Source organism: Streptomyces sp. NPDC059957 (genome assembly GCF_042730015.1).
Lineage (GTDB): Bacteria > Actinomycetota > Actinomycetes > Streptomycetales > Streptomycetaceae > Streptomyces.
Window position 1 is genome coordinate 1 of the sequence record NZ_JBHWMB010000047.1, and the last position, 21844, is coordinate 21844.

The following is a 21844-nucleotide window of genomic DNA, read 5'->3' on the forward strand; positions in this document are numbered from 1 at the left end:
CCGTTTCTTCCTGCTCTCCCCGCGCGGACGGGGCCGTCGGCCACCTAGATCCGCACGCCGCCTTTGTGTGGCCGCATCAGCTGAGTGCCAGCACGGCGAGGGCCGTCAGGGCGACGGGGAGCAGCGGCCGGCGCGCGGAGCGGGCGAACGTGCTGGTGGAGCCATGGGTTCGGGTCATGCGGACAGTCTCTGATCATGGCGAGCCCGGCGCGTGAGTACGCATACTCACCTGGGCCGGGGGTACTTGCTCAAGCTCAGGACGTGTACGTGTCCGCCACGCCCCGCAGCCCCCGCGCGTACGCCAGGAACGCCGTCAGGCCCACCTCGAAGGCGGCCTCCGCGCGGCCCGGGCCCTGGGCGGCCAGGGCGCGGGCGAGCAGGGGGGTGCCCGGGGTCGGCTCCCACATGGCGTCCGGGGCGGCGAGGTCCAGGGCCGAGCCCAGGACCAGGTTCTCCAGGCCCGTGAGCAGCGGCATCACCTGCTCCGCGGCGAAGCCCGCCCGCAGGAGGAGGGCCACCGCCCGTTCGTACTGCGCGAGCACCGCGGGCGCCCGTACCGGGGTGGTCATCAGCAGCGGGATGGCCCGCGGATAGGCGGCGAAAGCGGCCCGGTACGAGCGGGCCCAGGCCTCCAGCGACCGGTCCCAGGGCTCCGGTGAGGACAGCGTGTCGCCGTCGATCCGGGCGCACACCCGCTCGCGGACCAGCTCGATCACCCCGGCCCGGCCGTCCACGTGGTGATACAGCGACCCGGTCTGCACCCCGAGTGCGCGGGCGATCTGCGGAACGCTGAACTCTCCCTGATCGGCGAGCAGTTGCAGGGCGGCAGCGCCGATCCGCTCCCGGTCGAGCAGTGGGGTGCGCGGCCGCGCCATCGTATTTCTCCCGCCGTCAGGTCTTCCCGTATCCCAAAACCGGAGGCTACATTGCCGCAAACCGAAAGCCTTTAGGTTTTCTGGTTCCCGCCGCCTGCCGTTCGCAGAAGGGTGCTCCCGCATGCCCGAAACGCCGAAGCCACCGAAGCCGCCGAAGCCGCCGAGAACCGGTAACGACCTGCGCCGCGGCGCGCTCGGTACCGCCGACATCTCCTTCTTCGTCGTCTCCGCGGCCGCCCCGCTCACCGTCATGGCCGGCGTCGCCCCCGTGGCGATCCTCCTCGGCGGCATCGGCGCCCCCGCCGGCTACCTCCTCGCCGGCCTCACCCTCGCGGTCTTCGCCGTCGGTTTCACCACCATGAGCCGCCACGTCCGCAGCGGCGGCGCCTTCTACGCCTACATCGCCCGAGGCCTCGGCAAGCGCGTCGGCATCGGCGCCGCCCTGCTCGCCCTCATCGGCTACAACGGCATGGAGATCGGTGTCTACGGGCTCCTCGGCACCACCACCGCCGACACCGGGCAGGCCCTCGCCGGCCTCGACATCCCCTGGCTCCCCGTCTCCCTCGCCGGCCTCCTCCTCGTCTGGTACGGCGGCTTCCGCTCCATCGACTTCGGCGCCAAACTGCTCGGCGTCCTGCTCGTCGCCGAGACCGGGATCCTCGTCCTGCTCGCGGGCGGCGTCCTGCTGGAGGGCGGCGCCCACGGCCTCTCCCTCGGGTCCTTCGCCCCCGGCGCGGTGCTCGTCCCCGGCACCGCCGCCGTCCTGGCCTTCGCCTTCGCCGCGTTCACCGGTTTCGAGTCCACCGTCATCTACCGCCGCGAGGCCCGCGACCCCGACCGGACCATCCCGCGCGCCACCTACATCGCCGTCGCCTTCCTCGGCCTCTTCTACGCCTTCGTCGTCTGGACCGTCATCCAGGCCTTCGGGTCCGGGGAAGTCCTCGCCGCGGCCGCCGAGGACCCGGCGGGCCTCTTCTTCACCGCCATCACCACCTACGTGGGCCCCTGGGCGGCCGACCTGATGCACGTCTTCATCGTCACCAGCGTCATCGCCTCCCTCCTCGCCTTCCACAACGCCATCAACCGGTACGCGCTCGCCCTCGCGGAGGAGGGCGTCCTGCCCGCCGCCCTCGGCCGGATCCACCCGCGCCACGGCTCCCCGTACGTCGCCGGCGCCGCGCAGACCGCCCTCGGCGCCGTCGTCGTTCTCGGCTTCGCCCTCGCCGGAGCCGACCCGTACCAGCAGCTCCTGCTCTGGGTGAACACCCCGGGCATGATCGGCCTCATGGCCCTGATGCTGCTCGCCGCGATCGCCGTACCCGTCTACTTCCGCCGGGTCCGGCACGACGAGGGGCCCTGGCGGACCCTGATCGCGCCCGTCACGGCCGCCGTGCTGCTGGCCGTCGCGATCTGCCTGGTCGTCTCCAAGGTGGCCCTCTTCACCATGGCCTCCACCACCGTCAACACCCTCCTCGTGGCCCTCGTCCCCGCCGTCTTCCTCGCGGGGCTCGCCCTCGCCCAGCGCCTGAAGACCCGCCGACCCGAGGTCTACGCCCGATTCGCCGAAGAACCTTCCCCCGAAGCCCCCCAAGGAGCAGAGCCGTGCCCGCTGCCGACACCGTCCTCACCGGAGCCCGCGTCCGCACCCTCGACCCCGCCCGCCCCGAGGCCCGCGCGGTAGCCGTCCTCGGCGGCGAGATCGTCGCCGTCGGCGACGAGGCCGACGTCCGCGACTGGCGTGGCCCCGGCACCGAGACCGTCGACCTCGGCGGCGCCACCCTCACCCCCGGCCTCACCGACGCCCACAGCCACCCCGTCTGGGGCATCGAGATGGCAGAGGGCACCGACCTCTCCGCCGTCACCGACCTCGACCAGCTCCGCGCCGCCCTGCGCACCGCCGAGAGGGGCCCCGGAGGCTGGGTCACCGGCTTCGGCCTCGACCACAACGCCTTCGGCGGGCGGCCCGTCGACAAGGCCCTGATCGAGGAGGCCCTCGCCGGAGCCCCCGCCTTCCTGCGCCTCTACGACGGCCACTCCGCCCTCGCCTCGGGCGCGGCCCTGGCCGCCGCCGGGATCACCGGTCCGCGCTCCTTCGCCCAGCGCTCCGAGATCGTCTGCGACCCCGGCGGGCACCCCACCGGCCACCTCGTCGAACACGCCGCCATGGCGCTGGTCGGCTCGCTCGCGCCGAAGCCCACGTACACCGAGCGCCGGGAACGCCTCACCCGGCTGCTCGGCGACATGGCCGCCACCGGGCTGACCGGCGCACACGTCATGGACCTCGGCGACGGGGACGTACCGGCCCTGCTCGCGACCGCCGAGTACGAGGGAGACCTGCCGCTGCGCCTGAACCTCGCCCCCTGGTGCATGCCGGGCGCCACCGGCGCGGACCTGGACGAGCTGATCGAGCTCCAGCGGGTCACGGGCCGCCACTGGAAGGTCGGCGGGGTGAAGTTCTTCATGGACGGCACCGTCGAGGGCGGAACCGCCTGGCTGGAGCACGCCGACTGCCACGGCCGGGGCACCGAGGCCTTCTGGCCCGACCCGCACGCCTACGCCGAGGCGGTACGGGTCCTCGACGCGGCCGGGGTGCGCACCGCGACCCACGCCATCGGCGACGCGGCCGTGCGGCACGTCCTGGACACCGTGCAGTCCCTGGGCCCGCGGGGCCGGATGCGGCACCGGATCGAGCACATCGAGACGGTCCCGGACGGCCAGCTGAAGCGGTTCGCGGAGCTCGGGGTGATCGCCTCGATGCAGCCGCCGCACACCGCGTACACCCGGGCCGACCACAGCGACGAGTGGTCCAAGCGGCTGGGGGAGGAGCGGGCCGGCCGCGCCTGGCGCTGCCGGGACCTGCGCGAGGCCGGTGCGGTCCTCGCGCTCGGCTCGGACTGGCCCATCGCCCACTACGACGCCCGCCAGGTCCTGGCCACCGCCCGCGACCCGCGCGGCGCGGCCTCGGCCGGTACGGGGGCCCGGACCGGGGCGGCCCTGAGCGGGCTGATGGCCCTGGAGGGCATGACCTCGCACGCCGCGCTGGCGGCGGGGGAGGAAGCGGTGGCGGGCCGCATCGCGGCCGGTTACCGGGCGGACCTGACCGCCTTCGGCCTGGACCCGGTGGCGGCTCCGGCGGACGAACTGGCCGGGGCGCCGGTCCGGCTCACCATGTCGGGAGGCCGCATTACCCACAGGGAGGGGTGTACCCACAGGGAGGGGTAGAGGAGGCCGGGACTCAGCGCTGGAAGCGGGCCAGTGCCGGATGGTTCAGGACGGCCGCCGCCACCGGGTGGCGGCCGGTCTCCTCGGGCCGGCGCGGCAGCCGGTGCGGGAGGGATCCGTACCAGGCGCGGGAGACGGCGTAACCGAAGGCCAGGCAGATCATGCCGCCGACGGCGTCGAGCCAGAAGTGGTTGGCGGTGGCCACGATCACGACCAGCGTCGCCGTCGGGTAGAGCAGGCCCAGGATCCGGGCCCAGGGGGCGGAGGCGACCGCGAAGATCGTCAGCCCGCACCAGAGCGACCACCCTATGTGCATGGACGGCATGGCCGCGTACTGGTTCGACATGTGCTTGAGGTTGCCCGAGGCCATGGAGCCCCAGGTGTGATGGACCAGCACGGTGTCGATGAAGTTCTGCCCGTTCATCAGCCGGGGCGGCGCGAGCGGATAGAAGTAGTAGCCGACCAGGGCCACGCCCGTGGTGGCGAAGAGGACGAGCCGCGTCGCCGCGTAACGCCCGGGATGAAAGCGGTAGATCCAGACCAGCACGCCGATGGTCACGACGAAGTGCAGCGTGGCGTAGTAGTAGTTCATGCCCACCACGAGCCAGGTCACCGAATCGACCGCGTGGTTGACCCTCTCCTCGACGGCGATGCCGAGCGCCTGCTCCACCTTCCAGATCCAGTCGGCGTTCGCGAGCGCGGCGGCCTTCTGCTCGGGCACGGCGTTGCGGATCAGCGAGTAGGTCCAGTAGCTGACCGCGATCAGCAGGACCTCGAACCAGATCCGGGGTCGCCGCGGGGCGCGCAGCCTGGAGAGCAGTGCGCGCTCGGACGACTCCGGGCGGTCCTTGCTCTCGGTCACGGGGGGTGACGAGACGTCCGTCCGGGTATCCAGTGTCTTCACGCTCGCTTCACCCATAGGAAAAGAGTCTGCCAGATGCGGACTCTCCTTCGATCATCCCCTGGGACGGTCTTGGCCGCAGCCTCTCCACCTTCGGAACGAGCGGAGGCCTTACGTCCCTAGGGGGTGTCGGCAGGGGCGTGCCTCAGGGGCGTGCGTCGCCGCGGCCCTGCCGCGGGCCTGAAGCGGTCGAACCGCGGACCACGAGCTCGGGGAGGAACACGAACTCGCTGTGCGGGGCCGGCGTACCGCCGATCTCCTCCAGCAGGGTCCGTACCGCGGCCTGACCCATGGCCTGCACGGGCTGGCGGATGGTGGTCAGCGGCGGATCCGTGAACGCTATGAGCGGGGAATCGTCGAAGCCCACGACCGAGACGTCCTGGGGGACCTTGAGCCCCTGCTGCCGGGCGGCCCGGATCGCGCCGAGCGCCATCATGTCGCTCGCGCACACCACCGCCGTGCAGCCGCGCGAGATCAGCGCGGCCGCGGCGGCCTGGCCGCCCTCCAGCGTGTAGAGGGAGTGCTGGATCAGCTCCTCGACCTCGTCCTCGCCGAGTCCGAGCCGCTCCTTCATGCCGAGGCGGAAGCCCTCGATCTTGCGGAGCACCGGCACGAACCGCTTGGGCCCGACGGCCAGTCCGATCCGGGTGTGCCCGAGCGCGGTCAGGTGGGTCACCGCGAGCTGCATCGCGGCCCGGTCGTCGGGGGAGACGAAGGGGGCCTGCACCTTGTCGGAGAAGCCGTTGATGAGGACGTACGGGACGCCCTGGCCGCGGAGTTGGTCGTAGCGGCCCATGTCGGCCGTGGTGTCCGCGTGCAGCCCGGAGACGAAGATGATCCCGGACACCCCGCGCTCGACGAGCATCTCCACGAGCTCGTCCTCCGTGGACCCGCCGGGCGTCTGCGTGGCCAGCACCGGGGTGTAGCCCTGCCGGGTCAGCGCCTGGCCGATGACCTGGGCGAGCGCCGGGAAGATGGGGTTGTCGAGCTCGGGGGTTATCAGACCCACGAGGCCCGCGCTGCGCTGGCGCAGTCGTACGGGACGCTCGTAGCCGAGTACGTCGAGGGCGGCCAGCACGGATTCACGGGTGCCTGCGGCCACACCGGGCTTGCCGTTGAGCACGCGGCTGACTGTGGCTTCGCTGACCCCCGCCTGGGCTGCGATGTCGGCTAGCCGTGCGGTCACGGGATTGGACTGTACCGGTCGGACGTTCACAATGACCACCACGTGCACGAATCCGGGGGAAGCCGGACGGTACGGCCGTCCGTCTCCACCGGGGCGCTCGACAGGACGGGTCGTCCGGGCGAGGGCATTTCGAGCGGGACCGGCCGGGTGTTGAGCGTGCACGCGAAGCCGGGCCGGGTGAAGAGCAGCACTCCCTCGGGCGCGGGCAGCCACTGCATCCCGGACTCCGGAGCCCCGTCCTCCAGCGCGTCCCCGTCCTCCACCGCATCCCCGACCCCCGCCTCCGGCGCTCCGAGACCGGGCATCGCCCGGCGCAGTTCCAGGGCGGCGCGGTAGAGCTCCAGGGTGGAGTGGGGGTCGCCGGTCTGCGCGGCGACACTGAGCCCGCCCCAGCCGGCCGGCTGCGGGAGCCAGCTCCCGGCCGGCCCGAAGTCGTACGGGGGCTCCTCGCCGGACCACGGGATCGGTACGCGGCAGCCGTCGCGCAGCCCGTCCTGCCCGGCGCCGCGGGCGAAGGCCGGGTCCTGGCGGGCGGAGTCCGGGAGGTCGACGACCTCGGGCAGTCCGAGCTCCTCGCCCTGGTAGACGTACGCCGATCCGGGCAGGGCCAGCATCAGCAGCGCGGCCGCGCGCGCCCGGGCCAGGCTGCCGTAGCGGGTGCGGTGGCGCACGACGTCGTGGTTGGACAACACCCAGGTCGTCGGGGCGCCGACCGAGGCGGTGGCGGCCAGGGACTCGTCGATGACGGTCCGCAGCCGGGCGGTGTCCCACGGGCAGTTCAGGAATCGGAAGTTGAAGGCCTGGTGCAGTTCGTCGGGGCGGACGTACAGGGCGAGCCGCTCGGAGGTGGGCGCCCAGGCCTCGGCGACCCCGATGCGCGGGACCTCGTAGGAATCGAGCAGCCGCCGCCAGGAGCGGTGGATCTCGTGGACGCCGTCCTGGTCGAAGAAGGGGAGCGGCTCGGTGCCGATGAGGGTGGCCTGCGCGCCGCGGCCGATGTCCGGCAGGCCCGGGGCCTTGACCATGCCGTGCGCCACGTCCACCCGGAACCCGTCGACGCCGAGGTCGAGCCAGAACCGCAGGACGGCGGAGAACTCCTCGGCGACCTCCGGGTTCTCCCAGTTCAGGTCGGGCTGCTCGGGGGCGAAGAGGTGCAGGTACCAGGCGCCGTCCGGGGTCCGGCTCCAGGCGGGGCCGCCGAAGACCGACTCCCAGTCGTTGGGCGGGAGCTCCCCGGAGGGGCCCCGGCCGGGGTGGAAGTGGTAGCGGTCGCGGGCCCCGGGCTCCCCGCCCAGCGCCGCCCGGAACCAGACGTGCTGCTCGGAGGTGTGGTTCGGGACCACGTCCACGATGACCCGCAGCCCCAGGGCGTGCGCGGCGCGGATGAGGTCGTCGGCGTCGGAGAGGTCACCGAAGAGGGGGTCGACGGCCCGGTAGTCGGCGACGTCGTAGCCGCCGTCCGCCTGCGGGGAGACGTAGAAGGGGGTCAGCCACACCGCGTCGACCCCGAGCCGGGCCAGGTGGGGAAGGTGCTCGCGGACCCCGCGCAGGTCCCCGATCCCGTCGCCGTCGCTGTCCGCGAAGGAGCGCACGTACACCTGGTAGATGACGGCATCGCGCCACCAGCCGCCGCTCGCGGTGGCGTTGCTGGAAGCGCTTGCAAGCCGGGAGGCGGTCAACTCGTGGGTCATATCGGGTCAACGCGCGTACGACCCCCCTGGTTGCGGGCCCGGACAGTCGAAGAGGGTTCGAACTAACAGCAAGCTGCGGCAACCGTACGGACACACGGATGTAACGATCACCCCTTCTTGCAGAAACTTCCCGCAAGGTCTTTCGGTCGGCTTTCAGGCTTGTTACGTTCTCGGCAACTCGGGACGCGAGGCGCGGCCGGGATCATCGAAGGAGTTCATATGCGGCGTGGCATAGCGGCCACCGCGCTGGTCGCGGCTCTGGCGCTCGCGGCGACGGCTTGCGGCGGTGACACCAAGGACGGCGGCGGCAGCGGCGGCGCCAAGGCCGACGGGGAGCTCTCCGGCACGGTCACGTGGTGGGACACCTCGAACGACGCCGAGAAGGCGTCCTTCCAGAAGCTCGCCGAGGCGTTCACCGCCAAGCACCCCAAGGTGACCGTCAAGTACGTCAACGTCCCCTACGGCGACGCGCAGAACAAGGTCAAGAACGCCTTCAGCAGCGGCTCCGAGGCCCCCGACGTGATCCGCGCCGACGTGGGCTGGGTCGCCGACTTCGCCTCCCTCGGCTACCTCGCCGAGGTCCCGGCCGAGACGGCCAAGAAGGTCGACGCCGAGTTCCTGCCCCAGGCCGCCGCCAGCGGCAAGTACGAGGGCAAGACCTACGCCGTCCCGCAGGTCATCGACACCATGGGCCTCTTCTACAACAAGAAGATGCTCGCCGACGCCGGCGTCCAGCCCCCCAAGACGCTGGAAGAGGTGAAGACCGCCGCCGCCGCCATCAAGGCCAAGACCGGCAAGGCCGGCCTCTACCTGCGCGGCGACGACTCCTACTGGTTCCTCCCCCTCATCTACGGAGAGGGCGGCGACCTCGTCGACGCGAAGACCAAGACGGTCACCGTCGACAACCCGGCGGGCGTCAAGGCCTTCAAGGCCGCCCGCGACCTGGTCACCTCGGGCGCCGCGATCACCAACGCCACCGACGGCTGGACCAACATGCAGACCGCCTTCAAGACGGGCGAGGTCGCGATGATGATCAACGGCCCCTGGGCCGTGGCCGACAGCTACGCGGGCGACCAGTTCAAGGACAAGGCCAACCTCGGCATCGCCGCGGTCCCGGCCGGCTCCGTCAAGGCGGGCGCCCCGCAGGGCGGCCACGACCTCGCCGTCTACGCGGGCTCCAAGAACATCGCCGCCGCGAACGCCTTCGTCGACTACATGACCTCGCAGGAGGTGCAGGTCCAGTCCACCAAGGACCTGAGCCTGCTCCCGACCCGGACCGCCGCCTACGAGCAGCCCGAGGTCAAGTCCAGCGAGATGGTCCAGTTCTTCAAGCCGGCCGTGGACAAGGCCGTCGAGCGCGCCTGGATCCCGGAGAACGGTGCCCTCTTCGAGCCGCTCAAGGTCGAATACACCAAGGCGGTCACCGGGGCGTCGAGCCCGGAGGACGCGGCCAAGGCGGCCGGCGTCGAATTCCGCAAGATCCTCAAGGGCTGGAAGTAACGAAACCATGGCTGCTCACACCAGCCAGTCGGTGGCGAAGGCCGCGGGCAGCGAGACCGGTCCTGACGCCGGTCCCGCCGCCCGCGGCCGGAGCCGCAGGACTGACAACAGGGCCGGCGCCAAGGCCGGCGGCAAGGCCGGCGGGGGCAATCGCCCGGGGCTGAAGCGGGCGCTGGCCACCCACTGGTACGCCTGGGCCATGATCACCCCCGTGGTGCTCGTGCTCGGCGTGATCATCGGCTGGCCGCTCGTCCGCGGCGTCTACCTGTCGCTGACCGACGCCACCGAGCGCAACGTCGGCCGCACCATCGGCGCCAACCACATCGAGGCGACGTACGAGTTCATCGGACTCGACAACTACGCCGACGTCCTCGCCGACCCGGTGTTCCTGCAGCGGCTGGTGTGGACGGTGACGTGGACCGTCGCCTGCGTGTCGGTCACCTTCGCGCTGGGCCTCGGCCTCGCCACCGTGCTCAACCGCGAGTTCAAGGGACGCGCCGCCTACCGGATGGCACTCATCCTGCCCTGGGCCGTCCCCGGATTCGTCTCCGTCTTCGCTTGGCGGTTCCTCTTCAACCGCGACAACGGCATCCTCAACAAGATCCTCGAAGGCGGCGGCATCTCCGCCGTCCCGTGGCTCGACGACCCGACCTGGGCCAAGATCGCGGTCATCGCCGTCAACGTCTGGCTCGGCGTCCCCTTCATGATGGTCGCCCTGCTCGGCGGCATGCAGTCCATCCCCGGCGAGCTCTACGAGGCCGCCGAGATGGACGGGGCGAGCCCCTGGCAGCGGTTCCGCCACATCACCCTGCCGGGACTGCGCACGGTCAGCATGACCGTGATCCTGCTCTCCACCATCTGGACCTTCAACATGTTCCCGGTGATCTTCCTGCTCACCCGGGGAGGCCCGGGCGACTCCACGGAGATCCTGGTGACCCAGGCCTTCCGCGAGGCGTTCGTGACGAGCCCGCGCGACTTCGCGGTCTCGGCGACCTGGGGCGTACTGATCCTCCTGCTGCTCACGATGTTCGCGCTGGTCTACCGGCGCTCGCTGCGCAAGCAGGGAGAGGTGTGGTGACCGTGACGACCAACTCCGCGAGTTCCGCAAGGTCCGGGAGTTCCGCAGGGTCCGCGAGTTCCGCCGGGTCCGGGAGTTCCGCAGGGTCCGGGAGTTCCGCGAAGGCGGCCTCCGTCCGCCCGCGCGGCAAGCGCTCCCCGCTCGCCTCCGCCGGGCTGCACGCCACCCTGGCCGTCGCCGCCGTGATCGCCGTCTTCCCGGTGCTGTGGGTGCTGCTGACCTCGCTCAAGCCCGCGAAGCACGCCATCTCCACGGACTTCGTCAAGGAACCGACCCTCGACAACTACGGCTACCTGCTGGAGTCGACCTCCTTCCTCTCCTGGTTCGCGAACTCCGTCCTCGTCGCCGGCATCACCACCGTCCTCGGGGTGTTCATCGCCGCCACCACCGGATACGCCGTCAGCCGCTTCAAGTTCCCCGGAATGAAGCCGCTGATGTGGACCCTGCTCATCACGCAGATGTTCCCGATGGCCATCCTCATCGTCCCGCTCTACAACCTCATGGGAGACCTGGGGCTGCTGAACCAGCCGATCGGCCTGGTGATCACGTACCTCACGATCGCCGTGCCGTTCTGCGCCTGGATGATGAAGGGCTTCTTCGACACCATCCCGGTCGAGATCGACGAATCCGGCCGCGTCGACGGGCTCAACCCCTTCGGCACCTTCTGGCGCCTCATCCTGCCGCTCGCCAAGCCGGGCCTCGCCGTCACGGGCTTCTACGCCTTCATCACCGCCTGGGGCGAGGTCGCGTACGCCTCCGCCTTCATGGTCGGCGACGAGAACCTCACACTGGCCGGCGGCCTGCAGACCTTCGTCACCCAGTACACCTCCAACTGGGGTGCGATGAGCGCGGCTTCCATCCTCATCGCCATCCCCGCGGCGTTCTTCTTCCTCTTCGCCCAGCGTCACCTCGTCGCCGGGATGACGGCAGGCGCGACCAAGGGCTGACCCGCCCCCGCGCGCACGGGCCGACCACCCGGTGCCTGCCCCCTCTCACCCCCGGCCCGACCCATTCAAGGACGACATGACCCAGCACCTCGCCGCCGAATCCTCGTTGGACGGCCTTCCCACCTCCACCGGCACCCAGCCCGGCTGGTGGAGAGAAGCGGTGATCTACCAGGTCTATCCGCGCAGTTTCGCCGACTCCAACGGAGACGGCATGGGGGACCTCGAAGGCATCCGCACCCGACTGCCCTACCTCAAGGAACTCGGCGTCGACGCCGTGTGGCTCAGCCCCTTCTACGCCTCCCCGCAGGCCGACGCGGGCTACGACGTCGCCGACTACCGGGCCATCGACCCGATGTTCGGCAGCCTCCACGACGCCGACGCCGTGATCCGCGAAGCGCATGAGCTGGACCTGCGGATCATCGTGGACCTGGTTCCCAACCACTGCTCCGACCAGCACGAATGGTTCAAGCAGGCGCTGCGCGAAGGGCCGGGTACGCCGCTGCGCGAACGCTTCCACTTCCGCCCGGGGCGGGGAGAGGACGGGACCGAGCCCCCGAACGACTGGGAGTCCATCTTCGGCGGACCCGCCTGGACCCGGGTCGCCGACGGGGAGTGGTACCTGCACCTCTTCGCACCCGAGCAGCCCGACTTCAACTGGGAACACCCGGCGGTCCAGGACGAGTTCCGCTCGATCCTGCGCTTCTGGCTCGACCTCGGAGCCGACGGCTTCCGCATTGACGTGGCCCACGGCCTGGTCAAGGCGCCGGGCCTGCCCGATCTGGGGCGCGGAGAGCAGCTGAAGCTGCTCGGCAACCAGGTGCTGCCCTTCTTCGACCAGGACGGCGTCCACGAGATCTACCGCTCCTGGCGGAAGGTGCTGGACGAGTACGCCGGCGACCGGATCGGCGTGGCCGAGGCCTGGACGCCCAGCGCCGACCGGACGGCCATGTACCTGCGGCCCGACGAACTGCACCAGGCCTTCAACTTCCACTACCTGAACACCGGGTGGGACGCGCAGGCCCTGCGGTCCGCCATCGACGACTCGCTGGACGCCATGCGCCCGGTGGGCGCGCCGACGACGTGGGTGCTGTCCAACCACGACGTGGTGCGCCACGTCACGCGGTACGGGGGAGGGGCCGAGGGCCTGGCCCGGGCGCGGGCGGCCGCGCTGCTGATGCTGGCCCTGCCCGGATCCGCGTACGTCTACCAGGGCGAGGAGCTCGGACTGCCCGAGGTCGTCGACCTTCCGGACTCCGCCCGCCAGGACCCGGCCTTCGCCCGCGGCGCCGGGCAGGACGGGCTGCGCGACGGCTGCCGCGTACCGATCCCGTGGTCGGGCACCGAAGCCCCGTACGGCTTCGGCGAGGGTGGCAGCTGGCTCCCGCAGCCGGCCGAGTGGGCGGGCCTGAGCGTGGCCGCGCAGACCGGCGACCCGGCCTCCACCCTCGAGCTCTACCGGGCCGCGCTGCGCCTGCGCCGCTCGCAGCCGGAGCTGGGCGCGGGCGACGCGGTGGAGTGGCTTCAGGCCCCGGAGGGCGTCCTGGCCTTCCGCCGGGGGGACTTCACCTGCACGGTCAACACCACGGACGGACCGGTACGGATGCCCGCGCCGGGCACCGTACTGCTGGCGAGCGGGCCCCTGCCCGACCCGTCGGAGCTGCCGGCCGACACGGCGGTGTGGTGGCGGGGATGACCTCCCCGCTGCGGCTGACGGACATCGCCGCGCAGGCCGCGGTCAGCGAGGCGACCGTCAGCCGCGTGCTCAACGGCAAGGCGGGCGTGGCGTCCGGCACCCGGCACAAAGTGCTGGCCGCCATGGACCTGCTGGGCTACGAACGCCCGGTCCGGCTGCGCCGGCGCAGCAACGGGCTGGTGGGTCTCCTCACCCCCGAGCTGACCAACCCGATCTTTCCGGCGTTCGCCCAGGTCATCGAGCAGACCCTGGCGGGCCACGGATACACCCCGGTGCTGTGCACGCAGACCCCGGGCGGGGCCACCGAGGACGAGCTGGTGGAGCAGCTGGAGGAGCGCGGGGTCACCGGGATCGTGTTCCTGTCCGGGCTGCACGCGGACTCCTCGGCGGACCCTTCGCGCTACCAGCGGCTGGCGGCGCGGGGGGTCCCGTTCGTCCTGATCAACGGCTTCAACGAACAGGTCCAGGCCCCCTTCATCTCCCCGGACGACCGCGCTGCGGCGGAGATGGCGGTCCGTCACCTGGAGGACCTGGGCCACCGCAGGATCGGCCTGGCCATCGGCCCGACGCGTTACGTCCCGTCGGCCCGCAAGGAGGCGGGCTTCGTCGCCGCCCTCCCGGCTGCGGCGGCCGACGGGCTGATCCAGCGCACCCTGTTCACCGTCGAGGGCGGCCACGCGGCGGGCGGAGCCCTGCTGGACCGCGGCTGTACGGGCATCGTCTGCGGCAGCGACCCCATGGCCCTGGGCGTCATACGGGCGGCCCGCGAACGGGGCCTGCGCGTCCCGCAGGACATCTCGGTCGTCGGCTTCGACGACTCCCCGCTGATCGCCTTCACGGACCCCCCACTGACGACGGTCCGCCAGCCGGTCCGCGCCATGGCCACGGCAGCGGTGGGCGCCCTCCTGGAGGCGATCGCCGGCACCCCGGTCCAGCGGACCGAGTACGTGTTCCAGCCGGAGCTGGTGGTCCGGGGGTCCACGGGACAGGGGCCGGGGGAGTAGGGGCGGGGGTTACGGGGCTTCGCGGGGGCGGGGCTTCTTCCCCCCTCTCACCACCACCCTCAGCCGGTGGTTGCCCACCCGCCCCCTTCGGTGGTGAGGCGCGGGCTCGCAGGGCTGCGGGGTGGGGTCGGCGGCCGGCCCGGGCTGCGGGTTGGTCCTTGGCTGCGTGGGGTTCCGGTGGGCGTCCCTCCAGTCCAGTGTCCTTTCGGTGCGGGTCGGTCCCTCAAGGGCGCTCCCTGCGGTCGCGTCGCTTCGCGATGGCCTTCGGCCACCCTTGACCGACCGGCCCACCCCGAAACGCCACAAGACTTCCGGGATCCCCCCGGGGAATGGCCGGGGGGAGGAGAGGGGAGGGGCGGCCTCGTCGGAGATGCCCGTGCCCTCTCCGGCCGGTCATCCGCACCATGGACGGTCGGGACCGGCCAGCCGGACGGAATGGGCGCGCGGGGCAGTCAGAGCATCCAGGGCCGGGCGTGCCTGGACACCCTTCCCGAGACCGTCGACCGTCACCCCGAGCATGAGGGGGACAGGAAGCCCCTCAGGCGGTGGGCGCATCAGATCGCTACACAGTCTCGCTCGGCTTGGCGACTGCGGGCCGTCTCGGGCTGGGAAGCTGCTCAGCATGACCGTGTGCCCTCGCAGCTGGCATCGGTGTGGTCAGTAGGTGCTGGCGACAATGACGGCAAGGACTCCGAGGACGATCAGGACGTAGATGATCTGCCGCAGGCGCTCGGTCACCGGTCACGCGCCCGGATCGGCCGGCACTCCGGATCCGTCCGCTCGTGAGCGTGCTGGTCCGGGCGGGATCCGGACATTGAATGCCCAGGGACCGTCTCGTAGCCATCGCTCAGGATCGGCCGGTCGCAGAGGCAACAGAAGCGCGTTGCCGGGCGCTCGGAGTCGCTGAGAACTGACGTCAAGGTCCGCGCAATTCTGGCCAGGCCGCGGGCGTGGTTCCAATTCGCGGTCGGTTCGGAAGTCCGTGGGCCGACCGCTGAGGTGTACTCCCATTCCTCGACCGCATTGGAGGCTCGCGGGTCCCGCCGGTTCTGGGGAAGGCATTTCACGGCATGGTGGAGTTGATGACCGCAGGTGATGAGGTCGTCGATGAGCTGTGCCACACCCTCAGCGGACGGGCGCTCCGGATATGGACCAAGAGCCTCCGCGATCAAATCCTGAATGTTCCTGCCTGCTTGCGTCGTCACCGTCTACCCCGGTTCGTCAGCGCGTCCTGTGTCGTAGGTGGATGATGTCGCTGCACGCAGATGGGCAGATAGGCCATCGCGTGGCCAGCGATGGCCATGTGGCGGCCATGGCCGGGGATACGCGCGATGACACCTCACACTGGGGCCATGGTCCACCGAAACGACGCGCTCAGGGCCGCCCGACTTCGGGTCGGATGGCGCAGCATGGACGCCGCTGCGGCGGCACTCAGCCTTCACGGGCAGCAGTTCCTCGACGACCGCTCGTACGAGGTGTCCGCACGAACGTGGCGGCGTTGGGAAGGCACCAGCCCGGGGTGGCCGTCGGAAGAGACGGCGACCGTGCTGCACGACGCACTCGGCCGATGGCCCGAGGACCTCGGCTTCCGATCACCTGCCGGCTGGATCCGACCTGAAGCCCACCCAGAGGAAGACGTGAACCGCAGGACGTTCGTATCCGTCACGGCGGCCGCGCTCATGCCCGGTCCCGTTGCCACGCAGTACGTCGACCCGGCCCTCATCGACTACTTCCAGCAGCAGTTGGAAGGTCACTACCGCGCCGACATGTTCCTCGGCCCTCACGATCTTGTCGGCACCGTCAGCGCTCAGTTCCAGCTCATCGACAAGCTCGTCCGCAGTGCAAAGGGCGAGACTCGCCGCGGGCTTCTTCGCGTTGGCGCCGCATACGCCGCGCTCGTCGGCTGGCTCTACCAGGATGCCGGAGACCTCGGCGCGGCCGCGTTCTGGAGGGGTGTAACGCAGGAGATCGCTGCGCGCGCCAGGGACCCGCACCTTGTCGGGTACTCACTCGTCAACCTTGCCCAAGTTCGCACCGACCTCGGTGACGGACACGGCGTCATCGACTTGTGCGAGGCCGTGCTCGATGACGACCGCGTTGTCCCCAAGGTGCGGGTCATGGCGATGCAGCAGCAGGCCCACGGCGCCAGCCTCACGGGTGACCGGACCGCCGTCGACCGCCTGATCGACACTGCGGGCGGGCTCATCTCCCGTGTGGACGACGACCTGCCGTGGGGTAATGCCTGTCGGCGCACGCCGGGCTACCTTGAGGTGCAGCGGGCCACCTGCTACGGCCGTCTCGGCCTGGGCCGGGAGGCGGAGTCGTTGTGGTCACAAATCCTTGACGCGGTTCCCGCGACCGCCCGCAGGGACCGCGGTGTGTACCTCGCCCGACACGCCACGGCGGCCGCCGTGGCCCGGGAACCGGAACAGGCGCTGGAGATCGCTCGCGCGGCAGTGGAGATCGCAACAGAGACGCGGTCCGCGCGGATGCTGCGCGAACTAGACGCCCTGGAGCGGGAGATGAGGCCGTGGCACGATGCCCCGGTAGGCCGGGACCTCGCGGAGGTCCTGGCGCCCGTGAACGAGGGGAGCTGACATGGGTGTACCGAAGCCATTGTCCGACGAGGTGATCATCGAGCACCTGGCCGGGCTGCCGGGGTGGGAGCGCAAGGGTGATGAGATCACCCGAACCTACGAGATCCGCTACCACGCAGCCGTTGCGGCGATCGTGACCATCGCGGACCGGTCCCGGCGCATCCAGCACCATGCTGACCTGGACCTCCGCATCGACAGTCTGCGCGCGTCGATCACCACGCATGATGCCGGCCACCGTCTGACCCACGCGGACTTCGACCTCGCACACCGCATCGACGCCATCGTGGCCGCGCACCAAGCACTCCCGCTGGACTGACGCCGGACGAACGGAAGACCCCCTCCCGGGCTCCGAAGGGCCGAGAGGGGGCGTTGTCCTGTCTCATTCAATCGAGGCGTTCTCTCAACGAACCCAGCCGTTTGGATTTCTGTCTCAGCGAACCTAGGCGCGCGACACGAGTGCGCTGGCAGTGCTGAGTGGCTGTGCCGGCTGGAGTGGATCAGGCGGGGCCGTCCTGGGGTCACTCGCTTCCGGCGCTCAGCACGGGGAAATGCCCATGGCTCTCGACTTCCGAATCGGCCAAGGTAGGAGTGAGCACTGAAGAGAGTCCCGTGGAGTGCGAAGACCGGTGGAACCTGAATCTTCGTGGCGGGCGCGTCACGAAGATCACGGTGGACTTCTGGCTCGTGCTGATCCTCGACTTGGACGGGCAAGTCGTCTTGGAATCGCCCGTCAGCCTCTCGCACGGGACGGTCCACGCCGACCGGCCCATACTCCTCACACCGGAGTCGCAGGACGTCGCAGCGGCCCTCGCCCTCTTCGGTGGAAGCGTCCTGTCGGCGGTCGCGTTCAAGTCCGGCACTCTGCGCCTCGTCTTCGACACGGGCCACCATCTGACCTGCCCGCCCGATCCGTCCTTCGAGGCCTGGCAGGTCACGGGCCCACGAGGATGGCTCTTCACATCGCTACCTGGAGGCGACCTCGCCGTCTGGACCGGCTCGGGAGCGAGCGAGTCCTAGCCGCCACACGCGTTCTGCCGGCTACGAGTCTTGCAGTCCGCCTCAACGAACGAAGTCCACGCGTCTCACCCAATCCAGCCCACCCAGGTCAGCGGCATACGAGCGACCAACTTCGTTGAGACAGGACAGGCGATGCGCTGCGGGGCCACGACGTGCCGGACTGCTGCCCAGGCCGGCCACGTTGGCGAGGAGGGGATCCGGCTCGACTTCTCTGGAGTCGGGTTTCCGCACGTCTGAGACGCTGCTCCCATGGATTCCACAGGAACAGCGGAGGATGTCGTCGAGGCCGAGTGGGCCAGGCTCTTCTCTTCAGATCGCGTGGACGGACATCTGGTCCGCGCCGCCTACGCCGAACCCAGGCTGCGGCAGCTCTTCCCCTGGGTCGGCATGTGGGAGCTGCACTTCAGCCGCTGCACCGAGCATCCCTGCACGTGGGACGTGCCCTACATCGCGCAGAGGCAGGGTGGGGGCTTCGTCGTGGCGGGCCCGTCCAGGGTGGAATCCGTCGGCGAGGCCGCCACCGCCGAGACGGCCGTGGAAATGGTGGCGGACCGCCTGCCTCCAGGCTGCGGCCGAGCGGTTGTCGGCAACCGTCACAACCTCGCCGCTTTGGCAGGGGAACACTGACGAACGGATCACGACCGTCCCGGGCCGCACACCGCGTCGGAACGCTCTGCGACTACTCCTGGGCGGTCTCCTGGGCGACCCACGTCACGTAGGCGTCCGAGCCGCCTTCCACGGGAAGCGCGGTCCACTCCGCACGGATCGCGAGGGAGCGGCGGACAAAGCGGCTGTGACAGCATGGCGCGAGTGCTGCGCGTAGAGATCAACGGTCTGCCCGCAGAGGTCGCGGACGTGCACCGGGTGGCGACCTGGAACTACGGGCACTTCACGTCGATGCAGGTCCGCGAGGGGGCGGTGCCGGGTCTCGAGCTCCACCTCCGACGGCTGGCCGGCGCCTCCCTGGAGCTCTTCGGCGAGGCGGCCGTGCAGGACGACGCCCGGATCCGCGAACTCATCCGGCACGGGCTCGGCGACCGGTCTGCTGCGTCAGCGCGGGTGAGCGTCGTTCCCGCAGTCGGCTCAGAGGACCGTACGGACGTCATGGTGTCGGTCTCGGACGCCGTGGCCGACAGCCCCCGGCCGGCCCTGCGGGTTCGCACGGCGACGTATGAGCGCGACCTGCCGCACCTCAAGCACGCGGCGACGATGGGGCTCACCTACGGAATGCTCCAGGCCCGCGAGGCGGGTTTCGACGATGTCCTGTTCGTCGGTCGGGACGGGTTCGTCCGTGAGGGCTCGGTCTGGAACGTGTCGTTCTGGGACGGAGAACAGGTGCTGTGGCCCGAGGCCCCCATGCTGCCCGGCATCACCATGCAGCTGCTGCAGGCCGGCCTGACCCGCGTCGGTGCGCCGTGGTCGCCCCGCCCGCTGACGGCCAACGACCTTCCCGAACTTCGAGCCGCCGCCGCGAGCAACTCCCAATGCCCTAGCCAGCCCCTGGCTTCCATCGACCGGGTCGCCTTCTCCGACGGGGGCTCGGTCCTGACCGAAGTCCTCGACAGGGCCTGGGCCTCGGTCCCCTGGGACGTCATCTGACAGCCGTATCGGCATCAGGTCGTCACCCGCCCGCCGTCACCCGCCCGCAGTCACCACGTCGTCGAACGGGCCACCACGTACATGTACCCGAACTCGTACCCGAACATGCGCTCGTACTCTTACCCCATGCCCGTGTAGATCCGCCACGGACGGTCGGTAGTCGCCAAGCCGAGTGGGACTGTGTAGCGATCTGTCGCGCCCACCGACCCTGAGGCCTTCCCTGTCCACCTCTCGCTCGTGTCGGCTGTCGACGGTCACGGGAAGGGTGTTCGGGCGCCCGGCCCTGGATGCTCTGACCGCCCCGCACGTCCGTACCGGCTGAGGTCACGGTCCTGCCGGGGCCGTGACCGGATGACCGGCCGAAGGGGGCTGCGCATCTCCGACCAGGCCGCTCCTCCCCGCACTCTCCCCCCGGCCATTCCCCGGGGGGATCCCGGAAGTCCTGTGTTTTCCGTGGTGGGACGGTCCGTCAAGGGTGGCCGGAGGCCATCGCGGAGCGACGCGACCGCAGGGAGCGCCCTTGACGGACCGTCCCACCACGGAAGGACGCTCGACTGCCGGGACGCCGCCCGGCACCCGCGCAGCCACCGCCCGGCCCGCAGCCCAAGCGCCCCCACCCCCGACTCCGTCCGGAAACAATTCTGCAATCTCTTGCGCAAGGTCTTGCAGTGCTTCCGCCCGGGACCTACGGTCGCTGCAATCCCCAACTCGGCCGTGACCGGTCCCCACCCGGCTCCGTGCCTCTCCGCCAGGAGGAACACCGCATGCCCACCCGTGCCCGCGCCGCCAGAGCCGCCGCCGCGCTGCTTTCCGTATCCGCCGTCACCGCCGTGGCCGCCTTCGCCGTCGTCGGCGGGACCGCCCCCGAGGCGCGTGCCGCCGCCCCAGGTGAGAAGGACGTCACCGCCGTCATGTTCGAGTGGCGGTTCGACTCCGTGGGGAAGGCCTGCGCGGAGAGCCTCGGGCCCGCCGGGTACGGCTACGTCCAGGTGTCGCCCCCGCAGGAGCACATCCAGGGGGCCCAGTGGTGGACCTCGTACCAGCCCGTCAGCTACAAGATCGCCGGGCGGCTGGGTGACCGGACCGCCTTCAAGGCCATGGTCGACGCCTGTCACGCGGCCGGTGTGAAGGTCGTCGCCGACTCCGTCATCAACCACATGGCGGCCGGCGACGGGGTGGGGACGGGGGGTAGTTCGTACACGAAGTACAACTACCCCGGCATCTACTCCGGTGGCGACATGGACGACTGCCGGTCCTCGATATCGAACTACCAGGATCGCGGGAACGTCCAGAACTGCGAGCTCGTCCAGCTCGCCGACCTGGACACGAGTGAGGACTACGTGCGCGGCCGGATCGCCGGCTACCTCAACGACCTGCTGTCGCTGGGGGTCGACGGCTTCCGGATCGACGCCGCCAAGCACATGCCCGCCGCCGACCTCGCCAACATCAAGTCGCGGATGTCGAACCCGAACGCCTACTGGAAACTCGAGGCCATCCACGGGGCGGGGGAGGCGGTCTCGCCGTCCGAGTACCTCGGGAGCGGCGACGTACAGGAGTTCCGGTACGCGCGGGACCTCAAGCGGGTCTTCCAGAGCGAGAACCTCGCCAACCTGAAGAACTTCGGAGAGGCCTGGGGGTACATGCCCGCAGGGCAGTCCGCCGTCTTCGTCGACAACCACGACACCGAGCGCGGCGGTGACACCCTCAGCTACAAGAACGGGTCCGCCTACACGCTCGCCAACGTCTTCATGCTCGCCTGGCCCTACGGCTCCCCGGACGTGCACTCCGGCTACGAGTGGACCGACCGGGACGCCGGACCGCCCAACGGCGGCACGGTGAACTCCTGTTACGCCGACGGGTGGAAGTGCCAGCACGCCTGGCAGGAGATCTCCTCCATGGTCGGCTTCCGCAACTCCGCGCGCGGCCAGGCCGTCACGGACTGGTGGGACAACGGCGGCGACCAGATCGCCTTCGGGCGCGGTGCCAAGGCGTACGTGGCGATCAACCACGAGGGCTCGGCGCTGACCCGGACGTTCCAGACCTCCCTCCCGGCCGGCGCCTACTGCGACGTGCAGAGCGGGCGGGCCGTGACCGTGGACTCCGGCGGGCGGTTCACCGCCACCCTCGGGGCCGGGACGGCCGTCGCCCTGCACGTTGGCGCCCGCGGATGCGGAGCCACCACCCCGAGCCCGACCCCGACCCCGACGGCCACTCCCACCGCCACCGCCGGTGCCTCCTTCGCCGTCAACGCCACCACCGTCGTCGGCCAGAACATCTACGTCACCGGTGACCGCGCCGAGCTCGGCAGCTGGAACACCGGCGCCGCGCTCAAGCTCGACCCGGCCGCCTACCCCGTCTGGAAGCTCGACGTCACGCTCCCGCCCGGCACGGTCTTCGCGTACAAGTACGTCCGCAAGGACGCCGCCGGGAACGTCACCTGGGAGAGCGGAGCCAATCGCTCCGCCACGGTTCCCGCCAACGGCAAGGTCACGCTGACCGACACCTGGCGCAACTGACCCTCCCGCCCCACCCCG

Annotated in this window: 18 protein-coding genes; 13 read left to right on the forward strand and 5 right to left on the reverse strand. The window is 70.7% G+C overall.

Annotated features, from left to right (window positions below):
• Positions 1-254: 254 nt before the first annotated feature.
• Positions 255-875, reverse strand: coding sequence for a TetR/AcrR family transcriptional regulator (locus tag ACFWBW_RS27420; RefSeq protein WP_385377486.1), 621 nt, complete (start codon positions 873-875; stop codon positions 255-257).
• A gap of 121 nt (positions 876-996) precedes the next feature.
• Here ACFWBW_RS27420 and ACFWBW_RS27425 point away from each other — a divergent pair, with 121 nt between their 5' ends.
• Positions 997-2556 carry an amino acid permease gene (locus ACFWBW_RS27425; RefSeq protein ID WP_385377490.1) on the forward strand — a complete coding sequence of 520 codons (1560 nt, stop codon included), beginning with the start codon at positions 997-999 and terminating at the stop codon, positions 2554-2556.
• A complete protein-coding gene (locus ACFWBW_RS27430; protein ID WP_385377493.1) occupies positions 2478-4097 on the forward strand; it encodes an amidohydrolase in 1620 nt (539 codons plus the stop codon). Before ACFWBW_RS27425 ends, ACFWBW_RS27430 begins: the two co-directional genes overlap by 79 nt.
• 13 nt (positions 4098-4110) lie before the next feature.
• Here the strand turns inward: ACFWBW_RS27430 and ACFWBW_RS27435 are convergent, their stop codons facing one another.
• The 3 genes from ACFWBW_RS27435 to ACFWBW_RS27445 form a co-directional block, all read right to left on the reverse strand.
• Positions 4111-5016 (reverse strand): phosphatase PAP2 family protein, encoded by a 906-nt coding sequence (locus ACFWBW_RS27435; RefSeq protein ID WP_385377496.1) that lies wholly within the window; start codon positions 5014-5016, stop codon positions 4111-4113.
• A gap of 127 nt (positions 5017-5143) precedes the next feature.
• Positions 5144-6184 (reverse strand): LacI family DNA-binding transcriptional regulator, encoded by a 1041-nt coding sequence (locus tag ACFWBW_RS27440; protein WP_385377499.1) that lies wholly within the window; start codon positions 6182-6184, stop codon positions 5144-5146.
• Positions 6185-6210: 26 nt separating this feature from the next.
• On the reverse strand, positions 6211-7875 hold the full coding sequence (locus ACFWBW_RS27445) for a glycoside hydrolase family 13 protein (RefSeq protein WP_385377502.1): 1665 nt from the start codon (positions 7873-7875) through the stop codon (positions 6211-6213).
• Positions 7876-8094: 219 nt separating this feature from the next.
• Here ACFWBW_RS27445 and ACFWBW_RS27450 point away from each other — a divergent pair, with 219 nt between their 5' ends.
• The 5 genes from ACFWBW_RS27450 to ACFWBW_RS27470 all read left to right on the forward strand — a co-directional run bounded on the left by ACFWBW_RS27450 (position 8095) and on the right by ACFWBW_RS27470 (position 14097).
• Positions 8095-9375, forward strand: coding sequence for an extracellular solute-binding protein (locus ACFWBW_RS27450; protein ID WP_385377505.1), 1281 nt, complete (start codon positions 8095-8097; stop codon positions 9373-9375).
• Positions 9376-9382: 7 nt separating this feature from the next.
• On the forward strand, positions 9383-10453 hold the full coding sequence (locus tag ACFWBW_RS27455; RefSeq protein WP_385377508.1) for a carbohydrate ABC transporter permease: 1071 nt from the start codon (positions 9383-9385) through the stop codon (positions 10451-10453).
• 155 nt (positions 10454-10608) lie between these two features.
• The gene (locus ACFWBW_RS27460; RefSeq protein ID WP_385377640.1) at positions 10609-11400 is read left to right on the forward strand and encodes a sugar ABC transporter permease; all 792 of its coding nucleotides are present in this window, start codon (positions 10609-10611) and stop codon (positions 11398-11400) included.
• A 76-nt stretch (positions 11401-11476) separates the two neighbouring features.
• The gene (locus ACFWBW_RS27465; RefSeq protein WP_385377511.1) at positions 11477-13093 is read left to right on the forward strand and encodes a glycoside hydrolase family 13 protein; all 1617 of its coding nucleotides are present in this window, start codon (positions 11477-11479) and stop codon (positions 13091-13093) included.
• Entirely contained in the window at positions 13090-14097 is a 1008-nt protein-coding gene (locus tag ACFWBW_RS27470; protein WP_385377514.1) for a LacI family DNA-binding transcriptional regulator, read from the forward strand. Before ACFWBW_RS27465 ends, ACFWBW_RS27470 begins: the two co-directional genes overlap by 4 nt.
• A 734-nt stretch (positions 14098-14831) precedes the next feature.
• Here ACFWBW_RS27470 and ACFWBW_RS27475 read toward each other — a convergent pair.
• Positions 14832-15302 carry a DUF6415 family natural product biosynthesis protein gene (locus tag ACFWBW_RS27475; RefSeq protein WP_385377517.1) on the reverse strand — a complete coding sequence of 157 codons (471 nt, stop codon included), beginning with the start codon at positions 15300-15302 and terminating at the stop codon, positions 14832-14834.
• A gap of 126 nt (positions 15303-15428) precedes the next feature.
• On the opposite strand from ACFWBW_RS27475, the gene ACFWBW_RS27480 reads away from it, so the two are divergent.
• From ACFWBW_RS27480 to ACFWBW_RS27505, 6 genes are all read left to right on the forward strand, one after another.
• Entirely contained in the window at positions 15429-16694 is a 1266-nt protein-coding gene (locus ACFWBW_RS27480) for a Twin-arginine translocation pathway signal (protein WP_385377524.1), read from the forward strand.
• Position 16695: 1 nt separating this feature from the next.
• A complete protein-coding gene (locus tag ACFWBW_RS27485) occupies positions 16696-17010 on the forward strand; it encodes a 4a-hydroxytetrahydrobiopterin dehydratase (protein WP_385377526.1) in 315 nt (104 codons plus the stop codon).
• 272 nt (positions 17011-17282) lie between these two features.
• The gene (locus ACFWBW_RS27490; protein WP_385377529.1) at positions 17283-17711 is read left to right on the forward strand and encodes a DUF6188 family protein; all 429 of its coding nucleotides are present in this window, start codon (positions 17283-17285) and stop codon (positions 17709-17711) included.
• Between the two features lie 249 nt (positions 17712-17960).
• Positions 17961-18338: a DUF6193 family natural product biosynthesis protein gene (locus ACFWBW_RS27495; RefSeq protein WP_385377532.1), complete on the forward strand. Its 378-nt coding sequence runs from the start codon at positions 17961-17963 to the stop codon at positions 18336-18338.
• A gap of 183 nt (positions 18339-18521) precedes the next feature.
• The gene (locus tag ACFWBW_RS27500; protein WP_385377535.1) at positions 18522-19310 is read left to right on the forward strand and encodes an aminotransferase class IV; all 789 of its coding nucleotides are present in this window, start codon (positions 18522-18524) and stop codon (positions 19308-19310) included.
• Positions 19311-20074: 764 nt separating this feature from the next.
• Positions 20075-21826: a carbohydrate-binding module family 20 domain-containing protein gene (locus ACFWBW_RS27505; RefSeq protein WP_385377538.1), complete on the forward strand. Its 1752-nt coding sequence runs from the start codon at positions 20075-20077 to the stop codon at positions 21824-21826.
• Positions 21827-21844: the final 18 nt, after the last annotated feature.